Raw genomic sequence first — 16,030 nt, 5'->3', positions numbered from 1 at the left:
AAGAAGATTCAAAATAGTTGAAAGTTACGTAACGTCATCTTTTATACTTACACAAGGAGGAGATTTAACTTGAAAAAAGAAGATGTTATTATCTACGGCTGTGTGATTGCAGGGGCTGGGATCGGCTTACTATTTGATCATGCGATCCCTGGTGTACGAATCGGGTTGGGAATAGGCTATGTCGGGCTCAGCAAAAAAGGAATAGGGAAGTAGGAATTGCCTTGCTACATATCAATGAAATTAAAAAAATGAGTGGCGTATCCGTTAGGACCTTAAGGTATTATGACAAGATTGAATTATTAAAACCTGCATCGAAGACCCAAGGGGGCCATAGGTTATATTCAAATACGGAATTTCAAAAGCTTCAGCAGATTCAATTCCTGAAAACAATCGGCTTCCAACTTAGTGAAATTAAAATCATGTTGGAATCTGAAGAATGGGACTGGTCGATTAGCTTAATGAAGCAGCTATCCTACGTAATGGCAGAGAAAGACCGACTTTCCAAGATCGAAGATAACCTCAGAGAGCTGATTAACGGCATCGCCATCGAGGGAGAAGCGTTCCGAATTCAAAAAATCATGAGCCTATATACGAGGGATTCAAAGAAAGTACTCACGTATAAACAGAATGAATTAGATATAAAGAATTACGAAGTTCTCGATCGTTTGCCGAATATGACCAGTAGCGATCCAGACTCCCTCGAATGGATTGCCTTAGTAGGACAATTGAAGAAGTACATCCACCTTAAATATAGTGACCCCCGAATTCAAAATATCATCAAACGTATGGACGAAAAAAGAGCTGAGAACTTTGGTGACGAGGATGCCTTCTTAGACAAACTTTGGGATATCCGAATGTCTCCAGAAGAATCCAGGAAGCACAACTTATACCCCATTGATCAAGAAGTCCTTGATTTCATGAATAACGCCTATATCCATTACATGGCGAAGAATGCTTAATCTCAAGCATTGGAGGAACACATGGGAACTGAGCTATTACTCTATCTAGGCGGTTTAGCCCTGTTGGACACGTTAAGTCCAACCATTATTGGCGTCACCCTTCTACTCATTTTGAAGGATAATAAGAATATGACCTCACGATTGTTTGCCTACCTCTCTACCGTTGTCATCCTATATTTTTCCCTCGGTGTTATTTTGATGCTTGGCCTAGGGTACGTAATGGATGCCTTTTCGAACCTGTTCCAGAATAGGGTTGTCAGCCAGGGAATTTTCAGCATCGGCGTCATTCTGTTCGTGGCAAGCTTTTTCCTGCCTAAGAATCAAAAGAATCGTGTCCCCATCCCTAAAACTCAAAGTATTATCTCTGTTGTCCTAATCGGCGTGACCACTTTTCTTATCGAGGCTGGAACAGCTCTTCCCTACTTTGCCGCTGTCGGATTGTTGACTACCAATCAACTTCCCTATTATCAATGGCTCCCCATTCTCATCATCTATAACATCATCATGATTCTCCCTGCGATCTTGATCTTTTTCAGCTACAAAGTATTCGGAACATGGGTGACCAGTAGCCTGAATAAGCTTCGCATCCGTTTAACAACCGGATCAGATTCTGCATTATCCTGGATCATGTGCATCGTTGGATTAATCTTGATTTTTAACACGCTTGATTATCTATAAACTTGAAAACCCACCAAGATGGTGGGTTTCTCATGACTGACAAAAAGCAGCATGTCCACGGAAGTAATGCCCGATCATTGTCATTTGTTCTTGAACTGTCTACCCGCTGATTCTCCATCAGATATTATGGCAAGAATGAAAGGAGTGACTTCGAGACCCTTAAGACAAGAATTTAAACATTTGTTGCATCTGCAAAGCCTTTGGACACATTTTTTCTTTGTTAGCACAGCAGGAAATGTATCCAGTGACACCATTAAAAGTTATGTCGAAGCACAGAAAACAAGGGGGTGAACACTTAAACCCACTCAAATGAAACAACAGTTGTATCAACGAATGACCGAGATTAACACAGAGTTCGCTAACTGGCTTCTTTTGCATCCAGAGGTCAATAAGGCAACGAGTAAGATCTTTAAAAAGTTCTCTGATGAGAACTTCCCTTCTGCTGTCGTGAAAAAAATAATCAACATCTAAATTGTAAGGTATATATATATGTCATTATGTATAGTCATATATGATTCACATAAATCGAATTTACGCTATAATAGCAAGTGGAATTAGACGTTATTTATATGAATGACAAACCCTACTATATTTTATAATTTATTATGGATGTATTATATCCATCTCTACTTCCATAAATAGGGTTTTAATTAGCTGTAGTAGCACACCAGCTGTTTACTTTAATTTATCGCTTGACAGAAATCAATCATTTCACACTCACTACATTTATTTTTGATACAAAGTCAAAAGGTTCTCCTTAGTATGATACAAACCGCATTCTATACTTTTCATTAAATTGCGAATATGATACGGTTAAATAGACAGATATAATGGGTCAAGGAGGATGGTTATGCCAAAGCTTGCTTTTGATTTCCAATCACCTGAGTACCAAAAAAATCCGTATGCTGTATATGAGAAACTAAGAACATCGGACCCTGTACATGCTTTTACCTTTGAGTTTTTTGATCAAAAAGCCCCTGCCTGGCTGATTACACGCTATAACGACTGCCTCCAACTTCTGAAAGATGCTAGGCTAACGACCGATTATCGCCAAGTCATGTCAGAAGCAGAAATGAAAAAATTTGTCCAGATCGATCAGTTTGAATCTTTCTCTAACAGCATGCTCAATCACGATCCTCCAGACCATACTCGTCTACGACTACTCGTTCATCAAGCATTCACACCACGCATGGTTGAAAATTTACGTTTTCGCATAGAAGAGATAACACAAAACCTGCTGGATCGCATGGCACAACAGAAAACATGTGAACTGATTGCGGATTATGCATATTTATTACCCATTACCGTGATTTCAGAAATGCTTGGTATCCCTGAGCAAGATCGCAGTCAGTTCCGTTCTTGGTCAAAAGCACTCATCGACACCCCCTCTGATCCCGATGGATTACAAAAAATGAATGCCAGCATTCAAGCTTTTACATCTTATATCGATGATTTAATTGCCGAGCGCAGATCAAAACCTACGCATGATTTAATCTCTGCACTTGTCCAGGCAGAAGCCGAAGGTGAAAAACTTTCAGAAGAAGAACTATATTCCACCATCTTTTTACTCATCATTGCGGGGCACGAAACGACTGTAAACTTAATTGGGAACGGGATATTAGCCCTTTTACAACATCCAGAGCAACTTGATCGTTTAAAGCAACACCCCGAAATTATACAATCGACGATTGAAGAACTTCTCCGCTATACCAATCCAGTTCAAGTGACGGAGCAAAGATGGGTGAAAGAAGATATGATGTGGGGAGAGAAACAGTTCAAACAAGGTGACTTGATTGTCTTAGCGATTGCAAGCGCAAACTATGATCCTGAAATCTTTTATCAACCCAATCGCTTAGATATTACGCGAACACCAAACAAACATCTCGCATTTGGTTACGGGATTCACACTTGTCTCGGTGCTCCCCTCGCTCGTCTAGAAGGACAAATTGCCATTTCTGCCTTACTGAAGCGTTTTCCAAACCTTACGTTCAATCAAAATGCGGAAATCAAGTGGCGTCCTTCGATGGGGTTACGCGGACTTGTAGCGCTACCCGTATCTTTATTTGATTAAATGACCCGCCGTGGTCCACAATCACCCTCTGGTGGTCGTGGACATTTTTACATCGTACTGCTCCTTTACTAACGTCAATTCCATCTTACCAATCGCAATTTCCCATCTCTCCCCTCTCTAACAAAAAAGGAAAACGAATCATTCTTTTCTCCCGCTTGCACTATATATCAAGTAGGGAGGTAGATGACGTGAAAAAGACGAGTATTATCATCCTAACGCATAATGAATACGAACAAACCAAGCGGTGTTTAGATGGTATTCGTGCCCATACGCCCGAACCGATTGAAATCATCATCGTTGATAATGGTTCAACCGATCAAACACGTGCTTACTTAAACAAGCAATCGGATTTAAATGTGATTTACAATGATCAAAACGAAGGCTTTCCCAAAGGATGTAATCAAGGAATCCAACAAGCCACTGGGGATTACTTACTTTTTCTCAACAATGATACGGTCGTTACACCCCAGTGGTTACATTATATGCTTGACGTTTTCGAGCGTCATCCACATGCTGGCATTGTTGGACCTATGAGCAATCATGTAAGTGGTCCTTTCCAATCCATTCCAGCTTCTTATAGAGAGTTAACAGATCTAGATCATTTTGCACGATCGCATAGCGCTCAAAATCGGGGATTAGTACGAGAAGTAAAACGACTTACAGGGATTTGTATGTTAGTTCGTAAAGAAGTTATTTCAGAAGTTGGTTTTTTTGACGAACAGTTTGGTATTGGAACCTATGAAGATGACGATTTTTGCTGGCGAGTCGTAGAAAAAGGATATTCCTTATTCGTAGCCCTTGATGTTTTTATTCACCATGAAGGAAATACCACCTTTAGCCAACTGGGTAGGGAAACCCTAGCCCAAACGCTACAACGAAATCAGCAATTATTTCAACAAAAATGGGGTAATCGTGCTGACGACCGTTTTCAGTTAGTTAGCCCCATCACCATTAGTCTCTGTCTCATTGTGAAGAATGAAGAAGAAGTACTAGGCCGGTGTTTAGATAGTATTCATGAATTAGTGGATGAAATCAACATTATCGATACGGGTTCAACAGATCGTACAAAAGAGATTGCACAATACTACACTGAACGTATTTTTGATTTTGAATGGATTGATGATTTTGCTGCTGCGCGCAATTATGCCTTCGATCAGGCCCGCTGTGAGTACATCTTGTGGTTAGATGCAGATGATTATTTTACCGCTGAAAATCGCATGCGGTTTAGACAATTAAGAAAGCAACTCGATTTATCCGTTGATGCTGTCTCTATGCCTTACGAACTAAGTTATGATGATGACGGCAATGTCAGCTTTAGTGTTCGAAGACACCGTCTAGTCAAGCGTTTAAATGGTTATCGCTGGCACGGCGTTGTACATGAATATCTCGAAGTAGGCGGTCATATCTTGCAAAGCGATGTAGCGGTACGCCATTCTAGTGTAGAACATGACTCTGATCGCAATCTCCGCATCTATGAAAAACAAATTCAAAATGGTCAAACACTTTCTCCGCGCGATCAGTATTACTACGGTAATGAATTAAGAGAACATCAAAAATTCGAAGAAGCGATCGAAATTTATCAATGTTTTATTACCGAGCGAGCAGGATGGGTAGAAGATACGCTTTCCGCCTGTGGATACATCTATGACTGTTATCAAGCATTAGATCGCGCAGACGAAGGGGTTTCTTATTTATTTCATTCCTTTCACTACGCACCTCCGCGTGGGGAAATTTGTTGTCGCCTCGGTTACTACTTTATGAACAAAGATCAGTATGAAAGTGCGATCTACTGGTTCACAGCAGCTACACAACTTGAGCCCCCTGATACCGGTTTTGTCAACATGGATTGCTATACTTGGCTACCACATATTCAGCTGTGTGTCTGTTATGATCATATTCGTGATTTCAAAAAAGCATATGAACATAATGAGCAAGCACGGCAATATCGCCCCAAAGACCCGAGCGTATTACACAATAAAGCGTATTTTGAAAAACAACTTGATTTGCAAAATACGTAGGAATAAGATAACAAAAGGTCTGAATCCTCGGATTCAGACCTTTTGTTGTTTAGAGCAAACGTGTAATCACAAGCGAAGCAGATACACCCGAAAAGTCTCCATTACCACCAATCGTAATATCAATAATTGCATTACCTCCAGCTCCACCACCTGATCTACTGTTGAGTAATGTAATTGAACTAGGTATTGATGTAATCTGAAATATATGAGATCCTACTAATTCTGAATTATTTGGTTGTTGCCCAAATCGAGCATTTGCTAGAGGTGATCCATTTATGGCAAATGCAAATTGATTCGATGGTGTATCCAGTTGTAATCGCCAAATCGCATGGTAAGTTCCCAGTTGGTTAATAACAACCGTAGGTGAATTTGCAGAATGTGTAATTAATCCATTTGATGGTCCTGTTGTGCTAAATGTAACAGATTCATTTTGTGCAATCGTTCTTGTAAGTGTATCGTAAACATAGATGAAGTCTGAAACACTACCACCTGTTGCTCCTGTTGCTCCGATTGAACCCATAGGACCCGTGTTTCCCGTTGCTCCCATTGGGCCACTTGGGCCTGTCGGACCCGTATTACCCATTGCGCCACTTGGGCCCGTTGGGCCGGTGTTACCTGTTGATCCCATTGCCCCACTTGGGCCCGTCGGACCGGTATTTCCTGTCACTCCAGTGGCTCCACTTGGACCGGTTGGACCCGTGTTACCCGTTACTCCCATTGCCCCACTTGGACCAGTCGGACCGGTATTTCCTGTCACTCCAGTGGCTCCACTCGGGCCGGTTGGGCCCGTGTTACCCGTTGCTCCAATGGCTCCACTCGGACCGGTCGGACCGGTATTTCCTGTCACTCCAGTGGCTCCACTCGGACCCGTCGGGCCAGTGTTACCCGTTGGGCCGGTGTTTCCGGTCGCTCCGGTGGCTCCACTTGGGCCGGTCGGACCCGTGTTACCCGTTGCTCCGGTGGCTCCACTTGGACCGGTTGGACCGGTGTTTCCGGTCGCTCCGATTGCGCCACTTGGACCCGTTGGGCCAGTATTTCCTGTCGCTCCCATTGCTCCACTTGGACCGGTCGGACCGGTGTTTCCGGTCGCTCCGATTGCGCCACTTGGACCGGTTGGACCCGTGTTGCCGGTCGCTCCGATTGCGCCACTTGGTCCGGTTGGGCCCGTGTTTCCGGTCGGTCCCATTGCTCCGCTTGGACCGGTTGGGCCAGTGTTTCCCGTTACACCCATTGCCCCACTTGGACCAGTCGGACCGGTATTTCCGGTCGCTCCGGTGGCTCCACTCGGACCGGTTGGACCCGTGTTGCCCGTTACTCCCATTGCCCCACTTGGGCCCGTTAGGCCAGTATTTCCTGTTGCTCCGGCGGCTCCACTTGGACCCGTCGGACCGGTATTTCCTGTCACTCCAGTGGCTCCACTCGGACCGGTTGGACCCGTGTTGCCGGTTGCTCCACTAGGGCCGGTCGGGCCAGTGTTACCGGTTGCTCCCGTTGCTCCACTTGGGCCAGTTGGACCCGTGTTACCGGTCACTCCCATTGCTCCACTTGGGCCAGTCGGACCCGTGTTACCTGTCGCTCCCATTGCTCCACTTGGGCCAGTCGGACCCGTGTTACCGGTCGCTCCGGTTGCTCCACTTGGGCCAGTCGGACCCGTGTTGCCTGTCACTCCGATTGCTCCACTAGGGCCGGTCGGGCCAGTGTTACCGGTTGCTCCCGTTGCTCCACTTGGGCCAGTTGGACCCGTGTTACCGGTCGCTCCCATTGCTCCACTTGGGCCTGTTGGACCCGTGTTGCCTGTCACTCCGGTTGCTCCACTTGGGCCAGTCGGACCCGTGTTGCCTGTCACTCCGGTTGCTCCACTAGAGCCGGTCGGGCCAGTGTTACCCGTTACTCCCATTGCCCCGCTTGAACCGGTTGGACCGGTATTTCCTGTCACTCCGGTGGCTCCACTTGGACCGGTCGGACCCGTATTTCCTGTCGCTCCGATTGCCCCACTCGGACCCGTCGGACCGGTGTTTCCGGTCGCTCCCATTGCGCCACTTGGACCCGTTGGGCCGGTGTTTCCGGTCGCTCCCATTGCGCCACTTGGACCGGTCGGGCCGGTATTTCCGGTCGCTCCCATTGCTCCGCTTGGACCGGTTGGACCGGTATTTCCTGTCACTCCGGTGGCTCCACTTGGACCGGTCGGGCCGGTATTTCCGGTCGCTCCGGTGGCTCCACTTGGACCCGTGTTACCCGTTACTCCGGTGGCTCCACTTGGACCCGTCGGACCGGTATTTCCTGTCACTCCAGTGGCTCCACTCGGGCCGGTCGGGCCAGTGTTACCCGTTACTCCGGTGGCTCCACTTGGACCGGTTGGGCCGATGTTTCCGGTCGCTCCCATTGCGCCACTTGGACCGGTTGGTCCAGTGTTTCCGGTCGCTCCCATTGCGCCACTTGGACCGGTTGGTCCAGTGTTTCCGGTCGCTCCCATTGCGCCACTTGGACCGGTTGGTCCAGTGTTTCCGGTCGCTCCCATTGCTCCGCTTGGACCCGTGTTACCCGTTACTCCGGTGGCTCCACTTGGACCCGTTGGGCCCGTGTTACCCGTTACTCCCATTGCCCCACTTGGACCAGTGTTACCCGTTACTCCCATTGCTCCGCTTGGACCCGTTGGGCCGGTATTTCCTCTCGCTCCCATCGCGCCACTTGGACCTGTAGGGCCGGTGTTACCCGTTGCTCCGGCGACTCCGCTTGGACCGGTTGGACCGGTATTTCCTGTCACTCCGGTGGCTCCACTTGGACCGGTTGGGCCGGTGTTGCCCGTTGCTCCCATTGCCCCACTCGGACCCGTAGGGCCAGTATTTCCGGTCGCTCCCGTCACTCCACTTGGACCGGTTGGACCGGTGTTTCCTGTCACTCCAGTGGCTCCACTCGGGCCGGTCGGGCCAGTGTTACCCGTTACTCCCATTGCACCACTCGGACCGGTTGGACCGGTATTTCCTGTCACTCCGGTGGCTCCACTTGGACCCGTTGGGCCGGTATTTCCTCTCGCTCCCATTGCTCCGCTTGGACCGGTCGGGCCGGTATTTCCTGTTGCTCCGACGGCTCCGCTTGGACCGGTTGGACCGGTATTTCCGGTCGCTCCAATGGCTCCACTCGGGCCTGTCGAGCCCGTGTTACCCGTTACTCCGGTGGCTCCACTTGGACCGGTTGGGCCGATGTTTCCGGTCGCTCCCATTGCGCCACTTGGACCGGTTGGGCCGATGTTTCCGGTCGCTCCCATTGCGCCACTTGGACCGGTCGGACCGGTGTTTCCGGTCGCTCCCATTGCGCCACTTGGACCCGTCGGTCCGGTATTTCCGGTCGGTCCCATTGCTCCACTTGGACCGGTTGGACCCGTGTTGCCCGTTACTCCCATTGCCCCACTTGGACCAGTCGGACCCGTATTGCCCGTTGCTCCCGTCACTCCACTTGGACCTGTTGGGCCGGTGTTTCCGGTCGCTCCGATTGCCCCACTTGGACCCGTCGCCCCTGTAGGGCCAATTACGCCCGTATTACCCATAGGACCTGGCGGGCCTCCGCTAGGTCCGGTTGCTCCCTTCGGGCCGGTCGCTCCTGTATTTCCAGTTGGCCCTATTGGCCCAACTGGGCCAATAGGGCCACGCCGCCCTCTCCTTCGCTTTCCTAATCCAGAAGCTGTAGTTCTTTGAAACATTTTTTTGTTTGACATAAGAATCACCTATGTTTAATCTTAAGTTTTTTTATCTAATGAACCCATCTCATGAGATTGTAATCAACAATTTTTTCTTAAAGCTATACCCAATGACGCTCAAACGATTTCCATCTATATCTATTCATATATGGCCTAATTTTCAATTTGTCCACACAAAATAAAAAGACCCTCTCAACCTAGAGGGTCAAAATATTCGTTTGTTCCATTACACTTGTAAAACCACACGTTTAAATGTTTCTAAATTTTTCAAAATAACAGGGTTTGTTGGATTTTTAGTATAAGCAGTCGTAATATGGTACTGCGCTTTATCCATTTCATTCATGCTAGCATAACAGGTAAATAATTTTAAGTGAGGATACCAATTCCAGATGCTTTGTTCTGTATAACTATCTAAGATGTGATTTAGATCCATCTTAGTTACGCGCTCAAACCAGAATGCTGCACGTGGGAATATACGATCTCGTATAAAGATGTTGCCGATCCGACAACAAGCTTCTGGTTCGGGTAATCCATACGCAAACGTTTGAAAGGCAAATTCAAGTGCACGCTCAAATTCAAACATCAGTTGATAACACTCAGAAATACGAATACAAGCATAAATGTTTCCATCTTTCCAACCTTGGTTCGTATTTAAATATTTTTGGAAGTAATAGATAGCTTCTTCATAAAGTTGATGTTGTCGTAATTCCTTCGCATAATGATAATAATCGGGTGCCGTAAACTGACGCCCTTCTTTTAAATATTTATTATAAATTTGTAGGTTACGATCTGTAATTTCCTTTGCTTTTTTGTGCTGTACTTCAATCTCACTATGCAAATAATTGCCGTGGACTTCTAAATACTCATGTACAAAACCCTTCCATCTCAAATGTGGCGAGCGACGAATCAAGCGATGCTTACGAAAAGTAAATGCATCATTATCTAAACGATATATCATACTAACCGCATCATACGATCGATTCAAGCTATATTTAAGTCGTTTAAATTTTTCAACATTTTCTTCTGTTAAGTAATCATCTGCATCTAACCATAAAATATATTCCTTAGTCGCGAACTGGAAAGAAAAGTTACGTGCATCTGCAAAGTCATCAATCCATTGGTATGTATAAATGCGATCTGTGAATTTTTTGGCAATTTCTATCGTTTTATCAGTAGAACCTGTATCGACAATAATGATTTCATCTACAATGTCTTCAATAGACGATAAGCAACGTTCCAACGTTCTTTCTTCATCTCGTACAATCATACAGAGACTAATTGTGATTTCTTCCGGATCTTGCACCATATCTGCACGGCAATCATTTTTATATTCTAAAACACCTTGCAGATCCTGCTTTGTCTTTAGGGCGTAGCAAGGGTAATTTGTATCTACAAATACGGGTAAATCAACTTGATTAGCTGTGCTTGAATAAACAATCGTCTGGTTTTCTGTTGTAAACAGAATTCCTTGATCTAGCACGCTCCGTTTAACAAAGATACAATCTGCTACTGTATTAACTTCATAAATACCTTTTCGTTTGAGCGGCGGAACTTTTCCAACTGTACTAGCTTCAATATTGGGTTGTTTAATCCCTTCTCGCTCTTTCCATACGATACTTGCTACGATTTCTTGATTTGTACTTAATAAATGTGTCAGTGTTAATGGGTGCATAAGAATGTCAGATACGAGAAATAAAGCACCCTCGCAATCATATTGCAAGGTGTGATTGATGAGTTTTTCTAATTGACGTTCTGGATGGGACAAATCTGGGTACATGTAAATATGACAGTGTTCTTCTTTTTTTCGAAACTCTTGTAACAAGTGCCGCACTTCTGTACAATCACTCACATCAATAAACAAAAAGGTTACCTTTAAATCGTTCTGCTCAAGTTCCATCAATGATAGTAAAAACTCACGCACACAATCTGATTCTCCATGAATTAAGCTAGCCACGACAATATGTTTTCTCATATAGCCAACTCCCATCTCCATTTCAACTTCTTTTAAATAGGATACGATGGAAGCGTACAGGTTATAACTATTTCCGAAGCAGAAGATTCCCAAAAGGAACCCTCGGCTTCAGAAGTATTTAATACACCAGCATCTTGTAACATCCATTCAATAAATGTCCCATACCCAGAAGTGGGATCATTAACAAATACATGTGTAACTGCACCAACTAGTTTACCGTTTTGGATGATTGGACTCCCGCTCATTCCTTGCACAATCCCACCTGTTTTCGCTAACAACTCTGGATCTGTCACTTTAATAATGAGCCCTTTGGTTGCAGGAGATTTTTGTATTTGAGTATGCACAATCTCAATATCATACGCTTTTACCGTTTGTCCTTCTACAACGGTATAAATTTGTGCTGGTCCCTCTTCTACTTGTTCAGCCAGACCCACTGGCATCGGCTGTGATTGTATACCACCTTGCGGAAAATTGCTCATTTTACCAAAAATACCAAATTGGGTGTTATTCGATATATTCCCCATTACCTGATCTTCATTTAAAAAGATGGCTCTTTTTTCACCAGGATCACCTGATTTCCCTTTTTCTATCGAAGTAACATCCGATTGTAAAATTTGACCATCACCGACAGAAATGGCTTGACCGGTATCTACATCTGTGATCACATGCCCTAAAGCACCATATGCTTTTTTCTGCGGTTCATAAAAAGTAAGCGTTCCAACACCTGCTGCGGAATCTCTGATATAAAGACCCAATTGATACACATCTTCTTGACTGTTATATACTGGATGAACGTTTACCTGTTTTTCTTTTCCGTCTCGCATTAAAGTCACCTGAATCGGTAAACGCTTTCTTCCAGCGTCATTTACGGTTCGTGCTACATCACTCACTTGCTTAATCTTCATACCATTCATTTCAGTTAAATAGTCTCCTCTACGAATATCTGCCTTTTCTGCAGGAGACCGAACAGATTGATTTGATTGTACTTGATGATGGCCCACTACCAGTGCACCTGAAGATTTCAGTTTGACGCCAATGGTTTGTCCACCTGGAATCACTTGTAAATCGGGTAATACTTGCACATTTACACGCTTGATGGGGAGACTGCCAAATAACTTTAGCGTAAGAAAGGTCTGACCAATAGCTTGAGGTTGAATCATTAACGGATGCTTTAAATTAATCGGAACTAATGATTGCGTAGATCCATTCACTTGCAGAATATCAGGTTTTGAAACTGAAGCCGTTGCAGATACTGGCATCGATAAATCAAGTTGTTGTAACTGACCTTTCACAAGCCGCATTTCCTTAGGGAAGCTTGTAAATTGATGAAATACTGAAGTTGTACTTCCCATAATCAAGAGAAGCACCAGGAGAAAACCTAACCACTTCTTTTTATCTCTTTTTTCCAACATCACCACTCTCCTGAGCTCTCCACCTACCTCCGCCAATCGTAAAAACGATTGTACTCATAAGTTGTCCTGCAGATACGATTTTTATGTCCAACAAAAGCTTCCTGTTTAAAAGGAGATTTTGTTGGAAAATTCATATAATGACTTAGTGTATGAAACGCCACTTAGCAACAGTATGCTAAAATGGCGGTATTTATCTACATTTTTTTGATTTTCATATCACTTGCCATCGCGATCATTTCTTTCGCATGATTAAGAGTCGTCTCTGTTATTTCAACGCCACCTAACATGCGAGCCACAGCGCGGGTACGTTCTCTCTGCTCAGTGAGTGCGGTCACAGTGGTTCGAGTCTTATCTTGACTCGTCGTTTTAGAAATGAAAAAATGATGATCTGCCATGCTGGCGACTTGAGGCAGATGACTAACTGCAAGGACTTGATTGTTCCAACCCAATCGTGAAATTTTTTCCGCTATGGCTTGTGCCGCTCGCCCACTTACCCCTGTGTCAATCTCATCAAATACCAAAGTATGAATTTGTTCCAAGTCAGCAAATATCACTTTTAAAGCAAGCAATATGCGTGACAATTCTCCACCAGATGCAATTTTAGAAAGTGATTTTAAAGGCTCACCTGGATTAGGAGAAATTTGAAAAACAATTTGATCCCAACCTGTTGGTAGCAACTGTTTTCGATTCTCTGTTTGTAGAAAGGCAACATGAAAGACGGTGGATTTCATATTGAGATCATGTAATTCACTTTCAACTTTTACTTCCAAGCTAGAAGCCGCATTTTTTCGAAGGGCAGTGAGTTTACTTGCTAAATCCATCAACTGATCTACTTGTACTTCCAGTTTTTGTGTCATTTCTTCTAACTGATCTTCTCTATTTTCAAGGGTTTGTAATTCCGATATAATCTTTACTTCGTAGTTCAGTATTTCCTCAATCTCTGTTCCATATTTACGTTTAAGCTGTTTAATCATGTGTAAGCGTTCAGTCACTTCTTGAAGGCGATTCGGATCATACTCAATCATTTCTCGATATTTACTCAATTGTCTAGTCGCTTCTTCTAATTGATAATATCCAGATTGCATCTCCTCTATAATCGGATGTAACGCCTCATCGTATTCTGAAATATGTTCAAGTTCACTTACAGCCGATTGTATACGTTCTAGTCCAGCAAAATCTCCATATAAATTTTCATAAGCGGCTTCTGCATGTTTCATTAATTTTTCGGCCGCGGATAATCTTTTTTCTTCGCGCTCTAATTCCAAATCCTCACCTGGTGTAAGACTGGCCACAGCAATCTCTTCGACCTGAAATTGGAGTAATTCAATCCGTTGTTCGATTTCATTTTGATTCAGTTGTAATTGTTCGATTTTTTGCTTCTGTTCTTGATAAGCGCGATAAAACTTTTGATAGGCCGATTTTATCGAAAGTAGTGCTTCACCGCCATATTGGTCCAACCACTCCAATTGCTCCTCTACGGAGAGAAGCGATTGATGCTCGTGTTGTCCAGAGATATCGATTAATTTGCTACTCATCTGTTTGAGCATGGAAACGGTAACCGTACGACCATTTACGCGACAACTACTTTTACCATTTGCCATAATTGTTCTTTGAATGATGACCGTATCTTCTTGATCATTTAACTCCCACTCATTTAGCAGTGCATATATCGGATGCTGAGTTGTGACTTCAAACCATGCCTCCACCACCGCTTTATCAGCCCCATATTGTACCATTTCGCTAGATGCCCGTCCTCCCGCGATGAGGCTTAATGCATCAATTAAAATCGATTTACCCGCGCCTGTCTCACCTGTAAAAACATGAAATCCATGTTGAAATTGTAAGCAAACTTCATCAATAATGGCAAAGTTTCTAATTGCTATCTCACGCAACATAACCATCGACTCCTACAGCATGTCAATGAAACGTTGTACCACGTCTGGTACTGATTTTTTCTCACGACAAATAATTAATACCGTGTCATCACCTGCTAAAGTGCCAATAATATCATCCCATTCTAAATGATCTAATAAGACACCTACAGCATGTGCATTTCCCGGCATTGTTTTAAGTACGATCATATTTTCACTATTGTCAATCCCTACAAATGACTCTTGCAGCGTCCTCTTTAGCTTCTGGGCTGGATTAAAACGTCGATCTGATGGGAGTGAATACTTATATATTCCACTATTGGTTGGTACCTTAACCAAATGGAGTTCTTTGATGTCTCTCGAAACAGTAGCTTGGGTTACATTGTAACCTGCCTGTTTAAGTTCATCAACCAAATCTTCTTGTGTTTCGATTGCTTTATTCGCGATAATATCTCGGATTTTAATATGTCTTTGCGCTTTCATCCGATGCCTCCTGCTCACTTGCTTGCAATTTTTTTCGTACAACATCAAAAAAAGAGCGTTCTTTCCATTTCACTAATAAAGTATGGTGATTTGCACGTTTAACCCGTACCAGGTCACCCGATTGTAAACAAAAGCCAACTTGTCCATCCAGTGTCGCCTCTAACTCACAATGCCGAGCTGACACATGGATATCCAATACGGATTCGGGAGGTAAGACCATCGGTCTTGCTGTTAGCGTGTGGGGACAAATGGGTGTAAGTAGTAGCGCTTGTATACCTGGAAATACGAGTGGTCCGCCACACGATAGCGAATATGCTGTTGATCCCGTTGGCGTTGAGACAATCACACCATCACCAGAATAGGTACCAATCAAGCGACCATCCATCTGTACATTGCATGTAATCATACGACTAAATGATCCTTTTGCAATCCCAACGTCATTTAATGCAATGCCACTCTTCATCACATTCCCAGCACGTATTACTTCGGTATGTAACATAAATCGCTTCTCAATACAATAATTCCCCGCTAAAACACGGTCAACAGCGCCAGAAAGATCATCAGGTTCCGCTTCAGATAAAAAGCCCATATTCCCAACATTAAATCCGAGTATAGGTAGAGAATAAGCCGCTAATTCCCGTGCTATCCCTAGTAAGGTACCATCGCCACCAATTACAAAAACCAGATCTACTTTCTCTGCAAATTGGGATAGGGATAAGCCTTTTTCATGCAACCCCAAGACCTTGGCCATATTCTCTTCTAGAAAGGCTTTGCCTCCCTTATTCTCGATTAACATGTGTAATTCGGACGCTACTTCTTTCGCTTTTGGTTTTGTCTCATTCACGAAAATACCAATTCGATTCAACTTTTCG

General features: G+C 44.2%; 11 protein-coding genes and 2 pseudogenes. 7 read left to right on the top strand and 6 right to left on the bottom strand.

The annotated features are described in order from the left end of the window. The first annotated feature begins 69 nt into the window (after positions 1-69). From IC619_RS10540 to IC619_RS17225, 7 genes and pseudogenes are all read left to right on the top strand, one after another. The gene (locus tag IC619_RS10540; protein WP_191139795.1) at positions 70-213 is read left to right on the top strand and encodes a hypothetical protein; all 144 of its coding nucleotides are present in this window, start codon (positions 70-72) and stop codon (positions 211-213) included. Between the two features lie 8 nt (positions 214-221). After that, positions 222-959, top strand: coding sequence for a MerR family transcriptional regulator (locus IC619_RS10535; RefSeq protein WP_191139796.1), 738 nt, complete (start codon positions 222-224; stop codon positions 957-959). Between the two features lie 21 nt (positions 960-980). After that, positions 981-1,637, top strand: coding sequence for a GAP family protein (locus IC619_RS10530; protein ID WP_191139797.1), 657 nt, complete (start codon positions 981-983; stop codon positions 1,635-1,637). Positions 1,638-1,703: 66 nt separating this feature from the next. After that, positions 1,704-1,928 (top strand): annotated as a pseudogene (gene tnpA / locus IC619_RS10525) (IS200/IS605 family transposase); the annotation flags it as partial. Between the two features lie 18 nt (positions 1,929-1,946). Then, positions 1,947-2,099 (top strand): annotated as a pseudogene (locus tag IC619_RS16840) (RNA-guided endonuclease TnpB family protein); the annotation flags it as partial. A 388-nt stretch (positions 2,100-2,487) separates the two neighbouring features. Continuing rightward, positions 2,488-3,708, top strand: coding sequence for a cytochrome P450 family protein (locus IC619_RS10520; protein WP_191139798.1), 1,221 nt, complete (start codon positions 2,488-2,490; stop codon positions 3,706-3,708). Positions 3,709-3,896: 188 nt separating this feature from the next. Beyond that, entirely contained in the window at positions 3,897-5,726 is a 1,830-nt protein-coding gene (locus IC619_RS17225) for a glycosyltransferase (protein ID WP_191139799.1), read from the top strand. 49 nt (positions 5,727-5,775) lie between these two features. Here IC619_RS17225 and IC619_RS16825 read toward each other — a convergent pair whose 3' ends face one another. From IC619_RS16825 to IC619_RS10485, 6 genes are all read right to left on the bottom strand, one after another. Beyond that, entirely contained in the window at positions 5,776-9,438 is a 3,663-nt protein-coding gene (locus tag IC619_RS16825) for a beta strand repeat-containing protein (RefSeq protein WP_283770959.1), read from the bottom strand. A 208-nt stretch (positions 9,439-9,646) separates the two neighbouring features. Further along, entirely contained in the window at positions 9,647-11,392 is a 1,746-nt protein-coding gene (locus IC619_RS10505) for a tetratricopeptide repeat-containing glycosyltransferase family 2 protein (protein ID WP_191139815.1), read from the bottom strand. Positions 11,393-11,424: 32 nt separating this feature from the next. Beyond that, positions 11,425-12,801 (bottom strand): SpoIVB peptidase, encoded by a 1,377-nt coding sequence (gene spoIVB, locus IC619_RS10500; protein ID WP_191139957.1) that lies wholly within the window; start codon positions 12,799-12,801, stop codon positions 11,425-11,427. Positions 12,802-12,998: 197 nt separating this feature from the next. Further along, positions 12,999-14,699 (bottom strand): DNA repair protein RecN, encoded by a 1,701-nt coding sequence (gene recN / locus IC619_RS10495; RefSeq protein ID WP_191139816.1) that lies wholly within the window; start codon positions 14,697-14,699, stop codon positions 12,999-13,001. A gap of 12 nt (positions 14,700-14,711) precedes the next feature. Next, positions 14,712-15,158 carry a transcriptional regulator AhrC/ArgR gene (gene ahrC / locus IC619_RS10490; RefSeq protein ID WP_191139817.1) on the bottom strand — a complete coding sequence of 149 codons (447 nt, stop codon included), beginning with the start codon at positions 15,156-15,158 and terminating at the stop codon, positions 14,712-14,714. Continuing rightward, positions 15,136-16,023, bottom strand: a complete 888-nt coding sequence (locus IC619_RS10485; RefSeq protein ID WP_191139818.1) for an NAD(+)/NADH kinase — start codon at positions 16,021-16,023, stop codon at positions 15,136-15,138. Before IC619_RS10485 ends, ahrC begins: the two co-directional genes overlap by 23 nt. Positions 16,024-16,030 lie beyond the last annotated feature (7 nt).

Origin of the sequence: Polycladospora coralii (genome assembly GCF_014773435.2) — a bacterium.
Taxonomy (GTDB): domain Bacteria; phylum Bacillota; class Bacilli; order Thermoactinomycetales; family Thermoactinomycetaceae; genus Polycladospora; species Polycladospora coralii.
The sequence above is the reverse complement of the archived record's forward strand: the minus strand, read 5'-3'. Positions and strand labels throughout refer to the sequence as shown.

What these genes read in the sequence shown, in the direction of transcription:
- ahrC (WP_191139817.1), bottom strand. Translation starts at nt 15,158, where the DNA reads ATGAAAGCGCAAAGACATATTAAAATCCGAGATATTATCGCGAATAAA.
- IC619_RS16825 (WP_283770959.1), bottom strand. Translation starts at nt 9,438, where the DNA reads ATGTCAAACAAAAAAATGTTTCAAAGAACTACAGCTTCTGGATTAGGA.
- IC619_RS10520 (WP_191139798.1), top strand. Translation starts at nt 2,488, where the DNA reads ATGCCAAAGCTTGCTTTTGATTTCCAATCACCTGAGTACCAAAAAAAT.
- IC619_RS10530 (WP_191139797.1), top strand. Translation starts at nt 981, where the DNA reads ATGGGAACTGAGCTATTACTCTATCTAGGCGGTTTAGCCCTGTTGGAC.
- IC619_RS10505 (WP_191139815.1), bottom strand. Translation starts at nt 11,392, where the DNA reads ATGAGAAAACATATTGTCGTGGCTAGCTTAATTCATGGAGAATCAGAT.
- recN (WP_191139816.1), bottom strand. Translation starts at nt 14,699, where the DNA reads ATGTTGCGTGAGATAGCAATTAGAAACTTTGCCATTATTGATGAAGTT.